General features: G+C 70.3%; 16 protein-coding genes. 9 read left to right on the top strand and 7 right to left on the bottom strand.

Annotation, left to right across the window (positions count from 1 at the left end):
- Positions 1-67: 67 nt before the first annotated feature.
- The 4 genes from M5E06_RS13130 to trpB form a co-directional block, all read right to left on the bottom strand.
- Entirely contained in the window at positions 68-1,441 is a 1,374-nt protein-coding gene (locus M5E06_RS13130; protein WP_252138476.1) for a bifunctional folylpolyglutamate synthase/dihydrofolate synthase, read from the bottom strand.
- A gap of 34 nt (positions 1,442-1,475) precedes the next feature.
- On the bottom strand, positions 1,476-2,528 hold the full coding sequence (gene accD, locus M5E06_RS13125; RefSeq protein WP_252138475.1) for an acetyl-CoA carboxylase, carboxyltransferase subunit beta: 1,053 nt from the start codon (positions 2,526-2,528) through the stop codon (positions 1,476-1,478).
- 155 nt (positions 2,529-2,683) lie between these two features.
- The gene (trpA, locus tag M5E06_RS13120; RefSeq protein ID WP_252138474.1) at positions 2,684-3,529 is read right to left on the bottom strand and encodes a tryptophan synthase subunit alpha; all 846 of its coding nucleotides are present in this window, start codon (positions 3,527-3,529) and stop codon (positions 2,684-2,686) included.
- Positions 3,526-4,743, bottom strand: coding sequence for a tryptophan synthase subunit beta (trpB, locus tag M5E06_RS13115; RefSeq protein ID WP_252138473.1), 1,218 nt, complete (start codon positions 4,741-4,743; stop codon positions 3,526-3,528). The genes trpA and trpB overlap by 4 nt, the downstream gene beginning before the upstream one ends.
- 235 nt (positions 4,744-4,978) lie before the next feature.
- Here trpB and M5E06_RS13110 point away from each other — a divergent pair, with 235 nt between their 5' ends.
- A complete protein-coding gene (locus M5E06_RS13110; RefSeq protein ID WP_252138472.1) occupies positions 4,979-5,821 on the top strand; it encodes a response regulator in 843 nt (280 codons plus the stop codon).
- A 15-nt stretch (positions 5,822-5,836) separates the two neighbouring features.
- On the opposite strand, the gene M5E06_RS13105 is transcribed toward M5E06_RS13110, so the two are convergent.
- Positions 5,837-6,046, bottom strand: coding sequence for a cold-shock protein (locus M5E06_RS13105; protein WP_109152670.1), 210 nt, complete (start codon positions 6,044-6,046; stop codon positions 5,837-5,839).
- A gap of 348 nt (positions 6,047-6,394) precedes the next feature.
- Positions 6,395-7,810: a sigma-54-dependent transcriptional regulator gene (locus tag M5E06_RS13100; protein WP_252138471.1), complete on the bottom strand. Its 1,416-nt coding sequence runs from the start codon at positions 7,808-7,810 to the stop codon at positions 6,395-6,397.
- A 237-nt stretch (positions 7,811-8,047) separates the two neighbouring features.
- Here M5E06_RS13100 and coaBC point away from each other — a divergent pair, with 237 nt between their 5' ends.
- From coaBC to M5E06_RS13070, 4 genes are all read left to right on the top strand, one after another.
- On the top strand, positions 8,048-9,271 hold the full coding sequence (gene coaBC, locus M5E06_RS13095; protein WP_109152672.1) for a bifunctional phosphopantothenoylcysteine decarboxylase/phosphopantothenate--cysteine ligase CoaBC: 1,224 nt from the start codon (positions 8,048-8,050) through the stop codon (positions 9,269-9,271).
- A gap of 168 nt (positions 9,272-9,439) precedes the next feature.
- Entirely contained in the window at positions 9,440-9,895 is a 456-nt protein-coding gene (gene dut, locus M5E06_RS13090; RefSeq protein ID WP_252138470.1) for a dUTP diphosphatase, read from the top strand.
- Positions 9,896-10,000: 105 nt separating this feature from the next.
- A complete protein-coding gene (locus M5E06_RS35540; RefSeq protein WP_286208655.1) occupies positions 10,001-13,756 on the top strand; it encodes a hybrid sensor histidine kinase/response regulator in 3,756 nt (1,251 codons plus the stop codon).
- 261 nt (positions 13,757-14,017) lie between these two features.
- Complete coding sequence (locus M5E06_RS13070; RefSeq protein WP_252138469.1) at positions 14,018-16,228, top strand: PAS domain-containing sensor histidine kinase; 2,211 nt, start codon at positions 14,018-14,020, stop codon at positions 16,226-16,228.
- A gap of 39 nt (positions 16,229-16,267) precedes the next feature.
- On the opposite strand, the gene M5E06_RS13065 is transcribed toward M5E06_RS13070, so the two are convergent.
- Positions 16,268-17,305: an NAD(P)/FAD-dependent oxidoreductase gene (locus M5E06_RS13065; RefSeq protein ID WP_252138468.1), complete on the bottom strand. Its 1,038-nt coding sequence runs from the start codon at positions 17,303-17,305 to the stop codon at positions 16,268-16,270.
- A 288-nt stretch (positions 17,306-17,593) separates the two neighbouring features.
- On the opposite strand from M5E06_RS13065, the gene M5E06_RS13060 reads away from it, so the two are divergent.
- From M5E06_RS13060 to M5E06_RS13045, 4 genes are all read left to right on the top strand, one after another.
- Positions 17,594-18,022, top strand: a complete 429-nt coding sequence (locus M5E06_RS13060) for a hypothetical protein (protein WP_109073258.1) — start codon at positions 17,594-17,596, stop codon at positions 18,020-18,022.
- A 67-nt stretch (positions 18,023-18,089) separates the two neighbouring features.
- Positions 18,090-18,572 (top strand): tRNA (adenosine(37)-N6)-threonylcarbamoyltransferase complex ATPase subunit type 1 TsaE, encoded by a 483-nt coding sequence (gene tsaE, locus M5E06_RS13055; RefSeq protein ID WP_252138467.1) that lies wholly within the window; start codon positions 18,090-18,092, stop codon positions 18,570-18,572.
- Positions 18,572-19,612 carry an aminoglycoside phosphotransferase family protein gene (locus tag M5E06_RS13050; protein WP_252138466.1) on the top strand — a complete coding sequence of 347 codons (1,041 nt, stop codon included), beginning with the start codon at positions 18,572-18,574 and terminating at the stop codon, positions 19,610-19,612. The genes tsaE and M5E06_RS13050 overlap by 1 nt, the downstream gene beginning before the upstream one ends.
- A 1-nt stretch (position 19,613) precedes the next feature.
- The gene (locus M5E06_RS13045; protein ID WP_252138465.1) at positions 19,614-20,366 is read left to right on the top strand and encodes a nucleotidyltransferase family protein; all 753 of its coding nucleotides are present in this window, start codon (positions 19,614-19,616) and stop codon (positions 20,364-20,366) included.
- The last annotated feature ends 4 nt before the right edge of the window (positions 20,367-20,370 follow it).

Raw genomic sequence — 20,370 nt, 5'->3', positions numbered from 1 at the left:
GCCGGCAGCAGGTTGCGCCGGCGGACCCGATGGCCCGCCGGTGAGTTCGGTCGCCCCGGTTACACCCTCAGCCGTTCTCCGCCAGCACCGAGCCCGCGAGGTAGAGCGAGCCGCAGATCAGCACGCGCGCCGGGGTCTGCCGGCCGGCCACCAGATCGGCGAGGGCGGCGTCCACGCTGTCGGCGGCGCCATGGTCGCGGATGCCGCAGAGCTTGGCGGTCTCGCAGGACTCCTCGGCGGTGAAGCTCGCCTCCTCGCCCGGGATCGCCACCGCGCGCAGGGCGTGGGTGAAGGGAGCCAGCGGACCCAGGAACTCGAACGGGTCCTTGCTGGACAGCATGCCGTAGATCAGCAGAAGCGGCAGGGCGGGGCTGCCGCCCGATCCCTCATTGGGCTGGCCGCCATTGTGCTGGCCGCGCGACCAGTCGACCGCCTGACGGGCCAGAACCTCGCCCGCCGAATCGTTGTGGCCGCCGTCCAGCCACAGCTCCCAGCCCGGCGGCAGGCTCTCGGCCAGCGGGCCGCGGGTCAGGCGCTGCAGGCGTCCCGGCCATTCGACTGTAGCGAGGCCGCGGCGCACCGCGTCGTCGTCCACCGCCAGCGGCAGATGGTCGAGACAGGCGATGGCAACGCCGGCATTGGTGATCTGGTGGACGCCGGCCAGCCCCGGCATCGGCAGGTCGAGTTTGCGCTTCGCGCTCTCGAAGCGGAAGCCATCCGGACGCTCTTCCACCGACCAGCTCTGGATGGGCGCGGCGATGGCATTGGCGCGCAGCTTCAGCACCTTCAGCGCGTCGGCTTCCGGCTGCGGGGCCAGCACCACCGGGACGCCGGGCTTGAAGATGCCGGCCTTCTCGCTGCCGATCTCCATCAGCGATTCGCCCAGGAACTGGCGGTGGTCGTAGGAGATGCGGGTGACCGCCGTCACCGCCGGCTTGTCCACGACGTTGGTGGCGTCCAGCCGCCCGCCCAGCCCAGTCTCCAGCAGGACCACGTCGGCCGGCACGCGGGAGAAGGCGAGGAAGGCGGCGACCGTCGTCACCTCGAAGAAGGTGATCGGATTGCCGGCGTTGGCGACCTCGCACTCCTCCAGCAGGGCGGCCAGATGATCATCGTCGATCAGCCGGCCGGCCAAGCGGATGCGCTCGTGGAAGCGGACGAGGTGCGGCGAGGTGTAGACATGGACGCGGTGGCCGGCCGCCTCCAGCATCGCGCGCAGGAAGGCGACAGTCGATCCCTTGCCGTTGGTGCCGGCGACATGGACCACCGGCGACAGCTTCCGCTCCGGATGGTCCAGCGCCGCCAGCAGACGGCGCACCCGGTCCAGAGACAGGTCGATGACCTTGGGATGAAGCCCCTTCAGCCGGTCCAGCACCGGGTCGGAACGGGTCGCGGCCGGCCCGTCAGACGGATTGGCGAGCGGAAGGGCGGCGTCGGTCATGATCGTCTCTGGTCGGATGGGCGGGAGGTGCCGGTCAGTCGTCGCCGGCCTGGACAGGAGCCGCCGGCTGAGGAGACGCCTGCTGAGAGGACGCCTGCTGCGTCGCCGCCGGCTGGGCCGCGGTCGCCTGGGTGGCCGGCTGTGTGACCGGCTGCGTCGCCGACTGGGGCAACTGGGCCGGCTCGCCGTCGGCCGCCTGGGCGGCGGACAGGTCGATGTCCTCCACCACCGCGTCGATACGCGGGGTCATCAGCAGGCCGATGGTGCGGACCAGCGTCGGGCGCAGGTCGCGGCGGTGGACGACCATGTCGACCATGCCGTGTTCCATCAGATATTCGGAGCGCTGGAAGCCTTCCGGCAGCGTCTCGCGGATCGTGCTTTCGATCACGCGGGCGCCGGCGAAGCCAATCTGCGCGCCCTTCTCGGCGATGTGGATGTCGCCCAGCATGGCGAAGCTGGCGGTGACGCCGCCGGTGGTCGGGTCGGTCAGCACGACGATGTAGGGCAGGCCGGCTTCCTTGACCATCTCCACCGCGATGGTGGTGCGCGGCATCTGCATCAGCGACAGAATGCCTTCCTGCATGCGCGCGCCACCCGACGCCGGCACGACGATCAGCGGCGCGTTCTTCGCCACCGCCAGACGGGCGGCGGTCAGCAGCCCTTCGCCGACGGCGATGCCCATCGACCCGCCCATGAAGCCGAAGTCGAAGGCGGCGACCACGGCGGCATGGCCGCCGATGCGGCCCTCGCCCACCACGATGGCGTCGGTGCGGCCGGTCTTGGTCTGGGCTTCCTTCAGGCGGTCGGTGTAGCGCTTCTGATCACGGAACTTCAGCGGGTCGGCGACCGACTTCGGCAGCTCGACACCCTCATAGGCGCCGTCGTCGAACATCGTCTCCAGCCGCTTGACCGGGTCGAGCCGCATGTGGAAGCCGCAATGCTGGCAGACGTGCAGGTTCTCTTCCAGCTCGCGGTGGAACAGCATCGACTCGCAGCTCGGGCACTTGTGCCAGAGGTTGTCGGGCACTTCCTTGCGGGCGTAGAGCGCGCGGATCTTGGGACGGACGTAGTTGGTAAGCCAGTTCATGGAACGCCTTTCAACGACATGGCGGTACGCCGAAGCCCGGCGGCGGCTGGACTTGGGGTCCGTGCCGCACCGGGCTCTTCAGCCGTTCGTCGCCATGAGCGATCGTGTTGCAGGTGTCGTAAAGCTGTTTGCCGTCGTTGTAAACCGTCCGTCCCTCAGCCCCGCGCCGCACGCACCCCGGCGGCCAGCTCGCCGACGAAGCCCAGCACATCCTCGACCGTGCCCGGCTTGACACCACCGGACGCGCCCAGCCCATCGGCCAGACGGGTGACGATGGCGGAGCCGACCACGGCGGCGTCGGCGACGCGGGCGACCTCGGCGGCCTGATCCGGCGTCTTGATGCCGAATCCGACGGCGACCGGCAGGTCGGTGTGGCGCTTCAGCCGGGCGACCGCCGCGTCGATGGCGGTGTTCGACGCGCTGGCGGTGCCGGTGATGCCGGCGATCGACACGTAATAGACGAAGCCGGAGGTGTTGCGCATCACCATGGGCATGCGCGCCTCGTCCGTCGTCGGCGTCGTCAGGCGGACGAAGCTGACGCCGGCCTTCAGCGCCGGGATGCACAGCTCCTCGTCCTCTTCCGGCGGCAGGTCGACGACGATCAGCCCGTCCACCCCGGCCTCGCGCGCGGCGGCCAGGAAGGGCTCCACCCCATAGGCGTAGATCGGGTTGTAATAGCCCATCAGGATGATCGGCGTGTCGGCGTCGAGCTTGCGGAAGCCGCGGACCATCTCCAGCGTCTTGCGCACCGTCATCCCCGCCTTCAGCGCGCGCAGCGAGGAGGCCTGGATCGCCGGGCCGTCGGCCATCGGGTCGGTGAAGGGCATGCCCAGCTCGATCAGGTCGGCGCCGGCGGCCGGCAGGCCGTTCAGCACCGCCTGCGACACGGCAGGATCGGGATCGCCGGCGGTGATGAAGGTGACCAGACCGGCGCGCCTCTCCGCCTTCAGCGCTTTGAACCGGCGGGCGATGCGGCCATCGGCCAAGATGTCGGCACTCACAGTTCCACTCCCAGATGCTTGGCGACGGAGAAGATGTCCTTGTCGCCGCGGCCCGACAGGCACAGCACCATCAGGTGGTCCTTGGGCAGTTTCGGTGCGCGCTTGATGACCTCGGCAAGGCCGTGGGCGGATTCCAGCGCCGGGATGATGCCCTCGGTGCGGGCGCAGAGCTGGAAGGCGTCCAGCGCCTCCTGGTCGGTGGCATAGGCGTATTCGACGCGGCCGACGTCATGCAGCCAGCTGTGCTCCGGCCCGATGCCGGGATAGTCGAGGCCGGCGGAGATCGAGTGGCCTTCCAGGATCTGGCCGTCCTCGTCCTGCAGCAGATAGGTGCGGTTGCCGTGCAGCACGCCCGGACGCCCGCCGTTGATCGAGGCGGCATGGTCGAGCGGCCCCTTCTCGATGCCGCGGCCGGCGGCCTCGACGCCGATCATCTGCACCGTCGGCTCGTCCAGGAAGGGGTGGAACAGGCCGATGGCGTTCGACCCGCCGCCGACGCAGGCGACGAGGCTGTCGGGCAGGCGGCCTTCCTGTTCCTGCATCTGGGTGCGCACCTCGTCGCCGATCACCGACTGGAAGTCGCGGACCATGGCGGGATAGGGGTGCGGGCCGGCGGCGGTGCCGATGATGTAGAAGGTGTCGGTGACGTTGGTGACCCAGTCGCGCAACGCCTCGTTCATCGCGTCCTTCAGCGTGCCGCTGCCAGACGTCACCGGGCGGACCTCGGCCCCCAGCAGCTTCATGCGGAAGACGTTGGGCTGCTGGCGGGCGATGTCGGTCTCGCCCATGTAGATGACGCAGGGCATGTTGTAGAGCGCGCAGACCGTCGCGGTCGCCACGCCATGCTGGCCGGCGCCCGTCTCGGCGATGATGCGGGTCTTGCCCATGCGCCGCGCCAGCAGGATCTGGCCGATGCAGTTGTTGATCTTGTGCGCGCCGGTGTGGTTCAGCTCCTCGCGCTTGAAGTAGATCTTGGCGCCGCCCAGCTGCTCGGTCAGGCGCTCGGCGTAATAGAGCGGGTTGGGCCGGCCGACATACTGCTTCAACTGCTGGCGCATCTCGCCTTCGAAGGCGGGATCGGCGCGCGCCTCGCGATAGGCCTTCTCGACCTCCAGGATCAGCGGCATCAGCGTCTCGGCGACGAAGCGGCCGCCAAAGATTCCGAAATGCCCGCGCTCGTCGGGACCGGAGCGGTAGGTGTTCAGTTTGGTCATCGTCTGCGGCACTGCCTGAAGTCGAAGGGAAGCTGGAGTCAAGTGGGCGGCATCGGGTCCGGACACCGGCCAAGCGCGACACCATACCGGCGGGACGCGCCGATTTGAAGCGCCGGGCCGCGAGCCCCCACGAAATCGACCCGCCCGGATCAGTCTGCATACATGGAGCGGGGCTTTGCAGCGGCAAGGCCGCACCCTTACACTGGTGCCTCCTTTATTGCGGAGCCTTGTTCCGATGACGCAGCGGACGCCGCCGTCGCTTCTCCCCACGGATGTCCAGCCGGTTCCTTGCCGGATTCTGGTGGTGGAGGACAGTCCGCTGAACCAGATGCTGGTCACCGCCATCCTGGCCCAGGCCGGCCACCGGACCGACACCGCCAACAACGGGCTGGAGGCGGTGATGGCGGCGCAGGCCGGCGGCTATGACCTGATCCTGATGGATCTGTCGATGCCGGAAATGGACGGGCTGACCGCCACCCGGCTGCTGCGCGACCTGCCGGGACCGGCCGGCCGGGTGCCGGTGGTAGCCATGACCGCCGACACCGACGAGGCCGACCGTGTCCGCTGCCAGGATGCCGGCATGAACGACCATGTCGCCAAGCCGGTGGACCGGGTGCTGCTGCTGGAAACCGTGGAGAAGTGGCTGCGGGCGCCGCCGGACCGGTCGGCCGGCTTCGGCCCCTGCGCCCAGGCGGCACCGGCGGCGGCGGGCGAGGTGCTGGACCGCGAGGTGCTGGCCCAGTTGGCTCAGGACTTGGATGCGGAGCTGCTGGCCGACGTGCTGCGGCAGTTCGTGGAGGAGACGCGGGAACGGGTGGCGCGCATCGCCGGGGAGACCGATCGCGCCGTTCTGACGCGCGAAGCGCACACGCTGAAAAGCACCGCCGGGACCTTCGGCGCCCGCGCCCTGTGCAGCGCCGCCCGCGCGCTGGAAATGGCGTGCCGGGCATCCGTTGCGGAACCAAAGGGGGAAAAAGCGGACGGGGCGGCGGACGCGGTGGAGAGGCTGCGCGGCGAGATTCCCCAACTGGCCGGGGACGCCATCGCGGCCTACCGCGCCGCCGGATATCCGGTCTGACTCAGGTCGGACTTTTCACTCGACGACGCTGATGTTCACCGCCGAGTCTTTGCCGTTGTTGCCCCGCTCCACCTCGAACTGGACGCGCTGGCCTTCCGACAGGGCATGCAGGCCGGAGCGCTGCACCGCGGTGATGTGAACGAACACGTCCTTCGAACCGGCCTCCGGCGCGATGAAGCCGTACCCCTTGGTGGTGTTGAACCATTTGACGGTGCCGTTTGTCATGGGCCTCCCCCTAGTCACTGCGAAGCGGATCTTTGGCAAACCATGGGTCCGGAATCGCCGGCATCGGCCGCGCCGTGAGGCCTGCCGGGCAAGCGGAACCAAGACATTGTGCGGGGAGGCTAGCCGCATGCTGTGGTTGCGGGCAATTCCATCTCACGGCATAGGTCTAACGACGGCCGACTTCAGAGTGGAATTACGACCAAGGCGGCAAGGCTTGGTCGAAGAGTATTAGCCCGTTTCTTGTATATCTGCGCGGCGAAGCAAGAAACCCTTGCCGAAATAAAGGCTTAGATCGGATCGCGGAAGATCGCAATCGATCCGGGGTGTGACTCCGATCGGCCAGGGACGCTACAGCTTCCCTTCGGCCTGCCAGGCCAGGCGTTTGCGGTAGATCGTCGAGGCGCTGATCTGCAGCAGGGCGGCGGCGCGCGGGATGTTGCCGTCGCAAGCGGCGATGGCGTCCTCGATCGCGTCCTTCTCCACCTCCCACAGCGGCTTGATCGAGTCCGGGGAGGGCGGGACATGCGGGCGTGGAACCGGAAGGGCGCCGGCCGGCGCGGCGGCGGCATGGACCGAGACCGGCTGCGGCGTGCCGAGCGGCGGCGGCAGCATCTCCGGCATCACCGTGTCGCCGTCATGCAGCACGGCGACGATGCGCACGACGTTCTGCAGCTGGCGGACATTGCCCGGCCAGTGATAATGGCGCAGCGCCTGTTCGGCCTCGGGCGAGAAGCGGGTGAAGCCCTTCTTCTCCTCCTTCGCAAACTCCGCCAGATAGTGGCGGGCGATCTCCAGCACGTCGTCCTCGCGCTCGCGCAACGGCGGCAGGTGGATGGGGATGACGTGCAGGCGATAGTACAGGTCCTCGCGGAACCGCCCCTCCTCCACCTCGCGCAGGGGATCGCGGTTGGTGGCGCAGACGATGCGCAGGTCGACCTTCTCCAGCTTCGACCCGCCGACGGGGGTGAAGGTCCCGGTCTGGATGAAGCGCAGCAGCTTGGTCTGCAGGTCGGGCGCCAGTTCGCAGATCTCGTCCAGGAACAGGGTGCCGCCGTCGGCGCGCGCCGCCGCGCCCTCGCGGTCCGACACCGCCCCGGTGAAGCTGCCCTTCACATGGCCGAAGATCTCGCTTTCCATGAGATCCTTCGGGATGGCGCCGCAGTTGATGGCGATGAAGGGGCGCGCCGCGCGCTGGCTCTGGCGGTGGATCGCCTCGGCGCAGACCTCCTTGCCGGTGCCGGATTCGCCGGTGATGAAGACGGTCGCGCGCGAGGAGGCGGCGCTGTCGACGATGCGGTAGACCGCCTGCATCGCCAGCGACGAGCCGATGAAGCCGTGATAGCGGGCGCGGTTCAGATCCTTCTCGAAGGTGTCGACCAGCTGGGCCAGCCGCAGCCGCTCCATCGCGTTGCGGACCGTCACCACCAGCCGGTCGGCGGAGAAGGGCTTCACCAGGAAATCATAGGCGCCGTAGCGCATCGCCTCCACCGCCGCCTTCACGGAACCGTGGGCGGTGATGACGATGACGGCGCAGGGCAGCGCCTGGGCGTCGATGCGTTTCAGCACCTCCATCCCGTTCATGTCCGGCAGTTGCAGATCCAGCAGCACGACCATCGGCGCGCCGTCGTTCAGCTGCGCCAGCGCATCGGCCCCGGTCTCCACCGAGATGACGGTATGAGATTCCTTTTTCAGGTATTCCGCATAGACACGGGCCAGCGACGGCGTGTCTTCGATCAGCAGGACGGGAATGGAACCTGGCGGCATGCTGTGGGTGACACGCGAAGGGTGGGGACGGAACAGCTCCTATTGTCTAACAGATAATTCTGAAAATCCCACCCTTACGCGCATGGCCGGCCGCGCGAACACATCGAAATCGCCGTCGGACAGAGTGTGTCGCGGCGCCGCCGCTTGCCGGAGGCGGCGCGATGAACTATCAGCAGCGGGCATGGGACGTCGGGAAACCGGCGCCTGAATACGGACGGCGGATAGAGGGGGTTCGCCATGGCCGATCACGCCATTCTGGCCGGCAAGCGCGTTCTGCTGGTCATCGCCGGCGGCATCGCCGCCTACAAGAGCCTGGAGTTGATCCGCCGCCTGCGCGAACGCGGCGTGACGGTGCGCGCGGTGCTGACCGAGGCCGGCGCCCGCTTCGTCACCCCGTTGTCGGTACAGGCGCTGACGGAGGATACCGTCTACCGCGACCTGTGGTCGCTGACCGACGAGTCGGAGATGGGCCACATCCGCCTGTCGCGCGAGGCCGACCTGCTGGTGGTGGCGCCGGCCACCGCCAACCTGCTGGCGCGCATGGCCGCCGGCATGGCCGACGATCTGGCCGCCACCGTGCTGCTGGCCACCGACAAGCCGGTGCTGGTCGCCCCGGCGATGAATGTGCGCATGTGGCAGCATGCCGCGACCCAGGCCAACATGGCGCTGCTGGAAAGCCGCGGCGTGCGGCGCATCGGCCCCAACGACGGGGTGATGGCCTGCAACGAATACGGCCCCGGCCGCATGGCCGAGCCGATGGAGATCGTAGACGCCATTGCCGGCTTCTTCGCCGCCGAGGCTCATCGTCCGCTGGCCGGCCGCCGCGCCATCGTCACCAGCGGCCCGACGCACGAGCCGATCGACCCGGTGCGCTACATCGCAAACCGCTCGTCGGGCAAGCAGGGGCACGCCATCGCCGCGGCGCTGGCGGCGCTGGGGGCCGAGGTGACGCTGGTCAGCGGCCCGACCCGGCTGCCCGACCCCGCCGGCTGCCGCGTCGCTCATATCGAGACGGCGCGGGAGATGCTGGCGGCCTGCGAGGCGGCGCTGCCGGCCGACATCGCGGTCTGCGCCGCCGCGGTGGCGGACTGGCGCGTCGATGGTGCCGGTGACCGCAAGCTGAAGAAGGACGGCAGCGGCCCGCCGGCCCTGGCCCTGACCGAGAACCCCGACATCCTCGCCACCCTATCGCGGCCCGGCGAGCGCCGCCCGGCGCTGGTGGTCGGCTTCGCGGCGGAGACCGGCGACGTGCTGGCCTACGCCACCGCCAAGCGCGCCCGCAAGGGCTGTGACTGGATCGTCGCCAACGACGTCTCCCCCGGCACCGGCACCTTCGGCGGTAGTGACAACACCGTCCACCTGATCCGCGCCGACGGCGTCGAGTCCTGGCCGACCATGCCCAAGGATGCCGTCGCCACCCGGCTGGCCGAGGCGGTGGCGGAGTATTTCAAGGGGAAGTAGCGTCTACTTAGAGCCCCCACTCTGCGGTGCCCCCTCCCCAACCCTCCCCCGCTTACGCGGGAGAGGGAGTCAGGCGCCAAAGCGGCGGAGTTCCCTCTCCCTCGAAGAGGGGGAGGGTTAGGGAGGGGGCATTCGTAAGCCCGGACCTCACCAACCACAGGACCCCCCATGCCCCCCACCGTCGCCTTCCTCCGCCTGCCCGGCAACGACGACCTGCCGCTGCCCTCCTACGCCACCGGGGGAGCCGCCGGGTTCGACCTGCGCGCCGCGGTGCCGGCCGATGCCCCCGTCGTGCTGGATCCCGGCAGGCGGGTGCTGGTACCGACCGGCTTCGCCGTCGGGCTGCCGGCGGGGTGGGAGATGCAGATCCGGCCGCGCTCCGGATTGGCGGTGAAGAACGGCGTCACGGTGCTGAACACGCCGGGCACCGTCGATTGCGATTACCGCGGCCCAGTCGGCGTCTGCCTGATCAATCTGGGCGAGGAGCCCTTCACCATCGCCCGCGGCGATCGCATCGCCCAGGCGGTGATCGCCGAGGCGCCGCAGGCGGCGCTGGTCGAGGTCGCCTCGCTGGACGAGACCGCACGCGGCGCGGGAGGCTTCGGCTCCACCGGCGTCGCCTGACTTCCCCCTCCCCCACCCCGCTTTCTATGGCATGATCGGCAAGCCGATCGGGGCATGATCACCTAGCCGGTCGGGGTAGGAACGGCAGCGGGCGAGGGGGTGGGCATGCGGAGTCCCCGGCGGTTCCTGGGGCGGAGCGTGGCGTTCCGCATCCTGGCGGGATTGACGGTCATCGGCGGATTGGCCGCGGCGACCAGCGTCGTCGCCGTCTCGCTGTTCTCGCGCTTCCACCAGGGATACGAGCAGATCGCCACCGCCAAGGTGCCGGGGCTGGTCGCCGCCGCCCAGTTGGTGCAGCAGAGCGGCGCCGTCGCCGCCATCGCCCCAGCCCTGGTCGCCGCCCCCGACCAGAGCGCGCGCGAGGCGGTAATGGCGCGGATGGACGGGCAACTGGCGCGGCTGGAGGAGCTGACGGCCCGGCTGATCGCTCTTGGAGGCACCGGGGGCAGCACCGGGGGCGGCACCCTGCGCCGTGCCGACCGGGCCGAGAACGGCCACGCCGAGAGCAGCAGGGCCGATCTGGGCGAGCTGGACCGCCGCAAGAACGAACTGGTCGGCACGCTGCTGACCCTGAACGCCCAGGTCCGCCAGCAGCTGTCCCTCAGCGCCGAGACCGGCGCCCGCGCCCAGGCGCTGGCCGCCCTGACCGCCCGGCTGGCGGCGGCCGGCACGCGGGAGGCCGACGCACCCTGGCCGATGGAGCTGCGGGCCGGCCTGCCGGACGCCGAGGCCGCGGACCGCAGCCGCGCGGCGCTGGAGCACTGGCGCCGCGAGATGACCGGAGCGGCGACCACGCTGCTGGCGGCGCTGCGATCCGACCGCGACGGCCAGCTCGACCGCTTCCGGGCCGACACCCGCGCCGCGCTGGACAATGCCGCCGCCGCTCTGGCCCTGCTGCCGCCCGACCGGGCGGCGCGGCTGGAACCGCTGCAGCGCGAGGTGGCGGAGCAGGCCTTCGGCCCGTCCCCCCTGTTCACGATGCGCGAGGCGGAGCTGTCGCTGCAACGGGCGATCAAGCGGTCGGCTGCGCGCAACCAAGCGGTTTCGGACCAGCTGGTCGGCATCGTGTCCGACTATTTCCTGGCGGTGGAGCAGGACGTCGCCCGCCGCTCCGATGAGTTCGAGCGGGTGATCCGCGACGGCAAGCGGGCGGTGATCGCCATGGCGGTGCTGTCGATCCTGGGGGCCGCCGCCATCTTCGCCTACATCCACCGCAACGTGGTGGCGCGGCTGCGCCGGCTGCGCAGCGCGATGCAGGCGGTGGAGACGGCCGACCCGGCAGGGATGTCGGATTCGTTGCCCGATCTGGACCTGCCCGCCGTCACCCCGGCCGGCAGCCGGGCCGAAGACAGGGCCGATAATCGGGACGAGATCGGCGAGATGGCCCGCGCGCTGGCCTATTTCGTCACCGCCATCCGCGCCCGCGAAAGCGCGCTGGCCGAGGGCGAGCGCCGGCTGCGCACCATCCTGGAGCAGAGCCCGGTCGGCGTCTCCATCCGCCGCGCCGACGGCACCGTCGCCTTCGCCAACGCCCGCGCCGCCGAACTGGCCGGCCGGCCGCTGGAGGAATTCGTCGGCAGCCGCCATGCGCCGGCCCTGCCCGCCGGGGCAATCGGCCAAGGCGGCCAGAGCGGCCAGGAGCCGGAGAGCGGCGGCGTGCTGGTGCGCGATGCCGAGGCGGCGGTGGTCCGTCCCGACGGCAGCCGGGTCTGGGCGCTGAAGACGCTCCAGCGCACCAGCTTCGAGGGCGAACCGGCGGTGCTGGCCTGGAGCTACGACATCACCGCGCGCAAGCAGGCGGAGGAGGCCCTGCGCGCCGCCAAGGAGCAGGCGGAGATCGCCGCCCGGTCGAAGGCGGAATTCCTGGCGACGATGAGCCACGAAATCCGCACGCCGATGAACGGCGTGCTGGGCATGCTGGAGCTGATGGCGCTGACCCCGCTGGACGAGGAGCAGCGCACGCTGGTCTCCACCATGCGGGATAGCGGGGCGGCGCTGCTGCGGATCATCGACGACATCCTGGACCTGTCGAAGATCGAGGCGGGAAAGCTGGAGCTGGAGGATCTCGACCTGCGCCCGGCGGAGCTGGTGGAGGGAGTGGCCGACCTGCTGGCGCCCCAGGCCCACCAGAAGGGGCTGGCACTGATCTGCGACATCGACCGCTCGGTGCCGGAGCGGCTGCGCGGCGACTCCGGCCGGCTGCGCCAGATCCTGTTCAACCTGACCGGCAACGCCATCAAGTTCACCGACCGCGGCCGGGTGGTGCTGCGCGTCCATGCGGCCGACGCCACCCGATCCGATCCGGACCATGTCCGCCTGCATGTGGCGGTGGAGGACAGCGGCATCGGCATCGGGCTGGAGGGGCAGGCCCGGCTGTTCCAGCCCTTCAGCCAGGCCGACAGCTCCACCACCCGGCGCTTCGGCGGCACCGGGCTTGGGCTGGCGATCTGCACCCGGCTGGTCGAACGGATGGGCGGGCAGATCGGCGTCGAATCGGCGCCCGGTCGCGGGTCGACCTTCTGGTTCTCGGTGGACCTGCCGCGCGCGGCGGAGCCGGCGCCCACCCCATCACCCGCTCCGCCGCCGCTGGACGGCCTGTCCGTTCTGGTCGTCGACGAAGACGAGGTGCAGCGCGCGGTGCTGGCCCGCTATCTGGAGCAGGGCGGCGCGACCGTGACGACCGCCGCCATGATGGCCGATGCCGCATCGAAGCTGGGGCGCGGCGGATTCGGGCTGCTGGTGACCACCACGGCGCTGGCCGGGCGGCTGGAGCCGCTGGCCGGCGCCCGCTGTCCCGGCCTGCCGCGGCTTCTGCTGGGCGACGGGCGGCAGGGAGCCTCCGGGGCGGGGCCGGCAGGCGGCGGTACGGTCGCCTCTCCCCACACGGTTTCGGGCCAAATGGCGGGACTGGTGCAGCCGGTCCACCGCACCGCCCTGATCCGTGCCGCCGCGATCCTGACCGGCCGTAGCGCGCCCGACGCCGCCGGCCCCGCCCTGGAGGCCCCCGGCCTGCCGTCATGTCTTCCGTCGCCGGTTCCTGCCGAATCGGGCCCGATCCTGGTGGCGGAAGACCACCCGACCAACCAGCAGGTCGTGCTGCGCCAGCTGCGCCGGCTGGGCTATGCGGCGGAGCTGACGGCCGATGGCGAGCAGGCGCTGGCGGCATGGCGGCGTGGACTGCACCGGCTGGTCATCACCGACTGCCACATGCCGGCGATGGACGGCTATGAACTGGCCCGCCGCATCCGGGCGGAAGAGGATGGGCAGCGGCACACCCCCATCGTGGCCATGACCGCCAACGCCCTGTCCGGCGAGATGGAACGCTGCCTTGCCGCCGGCATGGACGACTACCTCGCCAAGCCGGTGACGCTGGCCCAGCTCTCGCGCGTGCTCGCCCGCTGGCTCGACCCCCGCGCCGCTCCGGAGCTGCGGGCGGCGGAGCCGCAACCGGCGCCGAAGGAGGAGGAGGCGCTGCCGGTGCTCGACCTCGACCATGTGCGCGAAACCTTTGGCGGCATGGAAGGGAGCGGGTTGGATGCCGGCACGCTCGACATGATGGACTTCTTCATCGAGACGACGCGGCCGACGCTGGAACGGGTGCGGCAGGCGCTCGACTCCGGCGAGATGGAAGAGGCGCGGGCCGCGGCCCATTCGGCGGCGGGAGCGGCACGGACGGCGGGGGCGCGGGCGCTGGCCGCCGCCTGCAGCGCGCTGGAACGCGCCATCGTCGAGGCGCGCGCGTCGGATGTGGAGCGGCACGCCCGCGCGATGGCCGCCGCCTTCCCGAAGGTCGAAAAGGCGATTCACGCCCTGCGTCACACGAATGAGACGGTGCCCAGCCCGGAAGAGACCATGGCGTAACCGGACGTGCCGGAGCGAAAACTACCTGGGCGGGAAGGAAACCTCGAAAAGGCGCAAAGCGGACGGGTGTTCGCTTGTCGGTGGGAGAGGGCTGAACTACTCTGCGCTTCTTGATTCATTTCGACAGATTCGACCGGGCCAGCGACAAGCCCGGCGGTCCCGGGGGTGAAAAGCGTGGTCGGTCTCGCTGGCTTCTTTTGGAACAAGGAATCCCGGCGCCAAGCCGATCACGCCGCAGCAGACCGTGACCGATGGCGCGCCATGCTGGCCGCCGCGCCGCACCCCTGGTGCGTCTGGACCGACCAGGGCGACAGCGCGTTATCGGACGACGCCGCTGCCCTTCTGCGCATTTCCAGTGCCGACGAGCTGAGCGGTTGCTTGACGGTGCCGGACCTCGCCCCCGCCCTCTCCCGCCTGCGCCAGGACGGCGAGCCCTTTCGCTGCGAGGCGGCGGCGCCCGACGGGCGGCAGCTGGTGCTGACCGGCCGGCGCGGACGGGCCGGCGATACCCATTGCGACGTGGTGTGGATCGAGGATGTGACCGTCGCCCGCGACGCCGCCAGCGATGCCACGCGGCGTCAGGAGCAGGCGACGGGGGCCGCGCGCTCCCGCCTTGCCGAGTTGCAGGCGATGGCCGATGCACTGCCGGTGCCGGTGTGGATGCGCGACCGCTCGCTGCGGCTGTCCTGGTGCAACCGCGCCTATGCCCGCGCCGTCGACGGCGATCCCGACAGTGTGGTGACGGAGGGGCGGGAGTTGACCGCCACCGGCCGGGCGCTGGCCGAACGGGCGCGCAGCGGCGGCTTCGCCCAGTCCGACCGCGCCCCCGTGGTGATCGGCACCGAACGCCGCCTGTTGGAGGTGACGGAGGCGCCCCTGCCGCTGACCGACGGCGGCGGCACGCTGGTGGTCGGGTACGCCCTCGACCTCACCCCGCTGGAGGAACTGCGCGGCGAGCTGGACCGCCACCTGACCGCCCATGCCGAGGTGCTGGAGCGGCTGGGCACCGCCATCGCCATCTTCGGCCCCGACACCCGCCTGACCTTCTTCAACCAGGCCTATGCCCGGCTGTGGGAACTGGACGAGGCGTGGCTGCGCACCGAACCGACCAACGCCGAACTGCTGGAGGAGCTGCGCGCCCGCCGCCGCCTGCCGGAATATGCCGACTACCAGACCTTCAAGCGCGAGCGGCTGACCCGCTACACCCATCTGGTCGAACCGGTGGAGGAGATGCTGCACCTGCCGGACGGCACGACGCTGCGCCATCTGGCCGCGCCGCACCCGCAGGGCGGGCTGATCACCATCCTTGAGGACGTGACCAACACGCTGGCGCTGGAATCCTCCTACAACACGCTGATGGCGGTGCAGCAGGAGACGCTGGACAATCTGGCGGAGGGCATCGCCGTATTCGGCGGCGACGGCCGGCTGAAGCTGTCCAATCCGGCCTTCGCCCGCATCTGGGATCTGGCCGACGGCGACCTGCACGGCGAACCGCACATCGCCGACGTCATCGAACGCATGCGCCCGCTGCTGGAGATGCAGCCGGCGGATAAGGGCACCGACAAGATCGCGGACCGGCCGGGCGAGGCCGCCACATGGGAGGCGCTGAAGGAGGAGCTGATCGGCGCCACGCTGGAGCGCAGCGTCCGCTCCGGCCGTGTGGAGCGCAGCGACGGGTCGGTGGTTGAGTTCTCCACCCTGCCGCTGCCCGACGGGGCGGTGTTGAACAGCTATCTGGACGTGACCGACGGCGCCCGGTTGGAGACGGCGCTGCGCGCCTCCAACGCGGCGCTGGAGGCCGCCGACCAGCTGAAGAGCGAGTTCATCGCCAACGTCTCCCACCATCTGCGCACGCCGCTGAACGGCATCATCGGCTTCGCCGAGATGCTGGCGAACCAGTATTTCGGCGAGCTGAACGACCGCCAGATGGAGTATGTGCGCAGCATGCTGACGGCCGGCCAGCGCCTGCTGGAGCTGATCGACGACGTGGTCGACCTGACCAGCCTGGGGGCCGGCGTCACCACGCTGGACCGCGGCGCGGTCAACCTGCCCGACCTGCTCGAATCGGTGGCCGGCCTGACCCGCGACTGGGCGCGGCGCGAGGGGCTGCGGCTGGAGGTGGTGGCACCGGAGGCGCTGGGCGAGATGGAGGGCGACGGCAAGCGGCTGAAGCAGGCGCTGTTCACCCTGGTGGTGGGCGCCATCCGCAACCCGCCGTCCGACCGCCGCATCCGCCTAGCCGGAGAGCGGCTGAACGGCAGCATCACCCTATCGGTCAGCGGCGCCGCCGCGCCCGACGCCGACCCGCAGGGCGCGGCGGCGCTGGGCGTGTCGCTGGCCCGCAACGTGGTGGAACTGCATGGTGGCCGGCTGGAGCTGGACGAAACCGGCGCCGCCGGGGTCTACCGCAGCGCCCATGTCCGCTGCATCATGCCGGTGCGGGCCCCGGTGAACGGGGTGAGGGCGGAGTAAAATACCTCCCTCTCCCGGGACGGGAGAGGGCATCTTAACTCACGCCGCGCCGGGGACGCCCTTCGAGGTCGAGTATTCGAAGTGCAGCGCCTCGCCGGGATAGACCAGCGGGCGGATGGCGTGGGCGGCTTGCGCCGCTTCGGCGAAGCCGCAGAGGATCAGCTTCAGCTTGCCGGGATACGTCGCGATGTCGCCGATGGCGAAGACGCCCGGCACGTTGGTGGCGCAGCCGGGCTGGGCCACCGCGATGTGGCTGCGCTCCAGATCCAGGCCCCAGTCGGCGATGGGCCCGAGATTCATCGACAGTCCGAAGAAGGCGAGCATGGCGTCGGCCGGCAGCGCCTTTTCCTCGCCGTCCAGCGTGGCGACGCGCACGGCGGTCAGCTGGCCGTTCTCCCCGTCCAGGCCGGAGAGCTGATAGGGCACCACCATCTCGACCCGCCCCTCGCGCACCAACGCTTCCATGCGGGCGACGCTTTCGGGCGCGGCGCGGAACTTCGGACGGCGGTGGACGACATAGACGCGCTCCGCCACGTCGGCCAGCGAGATGGCCCAATCGACCGCGCTGTCGCCGCCGCCGGCGATCACCACCTTCTTGCCGGCGAAGTCCTGGCGGCGACGCACCATGTAGAAGACCGACTTGCCCTCATACGCCTCCAGCCCGTCGAGCGGCGGGCGGTTGGGGCCGAAGGCGCCGCTGCCGGCGGCGATGATCACCGCCTGGGTGTCGATCTTGGTGCCGATGCTGGTCTCCACCAGCCAGCGCCCGCTGTCCTGGCGCGTCAGCTTCTCCACCTGCTGGCCCAGGTGATAGGTGGGCGAGAAGGGAGCAGCCTGCTCCGCCAGCCGGTCGATCAGGTCGGCCGCCTCGATGGAGGGGTGGGCCGGGATGTCGTAGATCGGCTTTTCCGGGTAGAGCGCCGTACACTGGCCGCCGACCATGTCCAGCGCGTCCACCACATGGCAGCGCATCTTCAACATGCCGCATTCGAACACGGCGAACAGCCCGACGGGGCCGGCGCCGACGATGACGACATCGGTGGTGAGGACATCGTGGCTGGAGGCGGTCTGCGACATGAAAGCCAATTCCTTGAGACGGGGTGCCGGGTGGAGGATGATGCGAAAGGGTCGGCGAACGGTCCTTCCATTGTCCGCATTTCCCGGCCGGGTCAACCCCCCGCAAGGGGAAAGCGGTGCTGTGTCGCGTGCGAGGCAGGACGACGGACCGTCGAAGTCGAGCAACAATTTCGCATAAATTCGCTTAAATTTGTCGATTGCACGCGGCGGTGGCGAAGCGGAAAGTGAAGGTCGGCGGCGGATGACCGGGCTTTCTTTGCCTGGAGGCCGGTCGGGTGGAGGCCCGGAATGAAGGAACTTCGGTGTCTGGTCTTCACCGACCAGGAGGTGGTGCGGGCGGTGCTGGACCGTCGGCGGCGGGTGAAGGACACATTGCCGGTCGGCACCGTGTCCAAGATCGTCTATCACCGCAACGAGGGGCCGGAGCAGGAGGGCATCGAAACCCGCCTGAGCATCACCGACGACGACGGTGCGGTGACCGAGCTGGTGCTGGCCGAAACCGAAGTGACGGCGGCGCTGGTCGGCTATTGCATGGGCCGGCGCATCCCCCTGCCGGTGGCGTCCGACAAGATGCTGCACCTGATCAACGGCGCGCTGACGCTGATGATCACCATGAACTTCAACAAGGCGCCGCGGCTGGTGGTGGCCGGCGCGGCAGAAGGCGCCGGATCGGGAGCGGCGGACCGGCTGTCGCCCAAGCGGCGGATCGGCCGGTAAGTCTGCGGCCGACCCACTCTTCTTTCCGGCTTGCGGGCGGGCGGCGGCTTCGCACAGTATCCGCGCCATGTCGGACACTCCCCACCATACCGTCACCCTCCCGCTGCCGGACGAGACCGCCACCGCGGCGCTGGGCCGCCGGCTGGGCACCATCCTGCGGCCGGGCGACCTCGTGGCCCTGCGCGGCGACCTCGGCGCCGGCAAGTCGGCGCTGTCACGGGCCTTGATCCGCAGCGTCACCCAAGAGGACGCCGAGGTGCCGTCCCCCACCTTCACCCTGGTGCAGACCTACGACACCGCCATCGGCCCGGTCTGGCATTTCGACCTCTACCGCCTGTCGGGGCCGGACGAGGTGTATGAGCTGGGCTGGGACGACGCGCGGGCCGAGGCGGTGGCGCTGGTCGAATGGCCGGACCGGCTGGGTCCGCTGCTGCCGCCCGACCGGGTCGAGGTGACGATGGAACATGATGGGCCCGATGCCCGCCGCGCCACGCTGACCGGCCATGGCGCGCTGGCGGCGCGGGTGGCCGCCGCCGACTGGACGCTGTGATGCCCCCTGTAATGTCCGTCGTCTCTTCTGCGCGGGAAGCCGAGATCGTCGCCTTCCTCGCCGCCAACGGCCTGTCCGGCGCGGCGCGGGAGCCGCTGGCCGGCGATGCCTCCGCCCGGCGGTATGAGCGTTTGCGCAAGGCGGATGGCGGCACGCTGATCCTGGTCGACACGCCCGCCCCGGCCGATGACCTCGAGCCCTTCATCGCCATCGGCGCCGAACTGGCGGCCATCGGGCTGTCGGTTCCCGCCGTGCTTGCATCGGATGTGGAGCGGGGATTGGCGATCCAGGATGATTTCGGAAGCGAAACATTCTCCCGCCTGCTTGCCGACGGTGCCGATCCCCAACCGCTCTACGAGATGGCGACCGACGCGCTGATCGTCATCCACCGCGGCTGGCCGGAGGGAGCGGCGCAGCGGTTGGCCCTACCCGTCTACGATCCGGACCTGTTCATCGCCCAGACCCGGCTGTTCATCGACGCCTATGTGCCGGTGGCGACGGGACGGGCCTTGAGTGACGAGGATCGTTCCGCTTTCGATACGGCATGGCGGGCGATGCTGGAGCCGGTCTGCGCCGGTGCGCCGTCGCTTCTGCTGCGCGACTATCACGTCGACAACCTGATGCGGCTGGATCGGCCGGGGGTGAAGGCCGCCGGGCTGATCGACTTCCAGAGCGCCGGCTGGGGGCCGCGGGCCTACGATCTCGTCTCCTTGCTGGAGGATGCGCGGCGCGACGTGGCGCCCGATCTGGCCGAGGCGATGGTCGTGCGCTATCTCGCCGCCTGTCCCGACACCGAACCCGCCGCCTTCCGCCGCGCCATGGCGGTGCTGGGGGCGGCGCGCCACACGCGGATCGTCGCCATCTTCGTCCGTCTGGCGCTGAGCCAGGGGCGGCGGTCCTACCTTGTCCATCTGCCGCGGGTCTGGCGCCTGCTGGAGGCCCAGCTGGCGAAGCCGGAGCTGGCGCCGGTCGCCGCCTGGTTCGACCGCCATCTGCCGCCCGAGACCCGTGCCGCCTTCGTCGTTCCGGAGACGCTCTGAGATGACCGTGACCATTCCCGACACCGCGCCCCAGACTGCGATGGTTCTGGCCGCCGGCCAGGGCCTGCGCATGCGCCCGCTGACCAACCACATGCCGAAGCCGCTGATCCCGGTGCTGGGCAAGACGATGCTGGACCACGCGCTGGACCGGCTGGCCGCGGCCGGCGTCGGCCGGGCGGTGGTCAACAGCCACTATCTGGGCGCGATGATCGGGGAGCATCTGAAGGGCCGGACATCCCCCGCCATCACCCTGTCGCCGGAGAACACGCTGCTGGAGACCGGCGGCGGCGTGAAGAACGCCCTGCCCCACCTGGGCACCGCGCCGATCTACACCGTGAATGCCGACATCTTCTGGCTGGACGGGCCGGTGCCGGCTCTGCGCCGGCTCGCCGCGCACTGGAACCCGGCGGAGATGGACGCGCTGCTCCTGCTGATGGCGACGACCAAGTCGGTCGGCTATGACGGGCTCGGCGACTATCACATGGACCCGCTGGGCGGCCTGACCCGCCGGGGCGAGCGTGAGCTGGCGCCCTTCGTCTATGCCGGGGTGCAGATCGTCAAGCCGGAGCTGTTCGCGGCCGACACGCCGGACGGTGCCTTCTCCACCAACCTGATCTGGGATCGCGCCCAGGCGGCGGGGCGGCTGTTCGGCCTTGCCCATGACGGGCTGTGGTTCCACATCGGCACACCCGCCGGGCTGAAGGAGGCCGAGGATCTGCTGGCCATCGGCGGCGTGCGGGCGGTGGCGCATTGAGGGC

This window comes from Azospirillum sp. A1-3, from assembly GCF_023806445.1.
In the GTDB taxonomy this organism is placed as follows: Bacteria; Pseudomonadota; Alphaproteobacteria; order Azospirillales; family Azospirillaceae; genus Azospirillum.
This window is presented reverse-complemented; position numbering and strand designations above follow the sequence as displayed.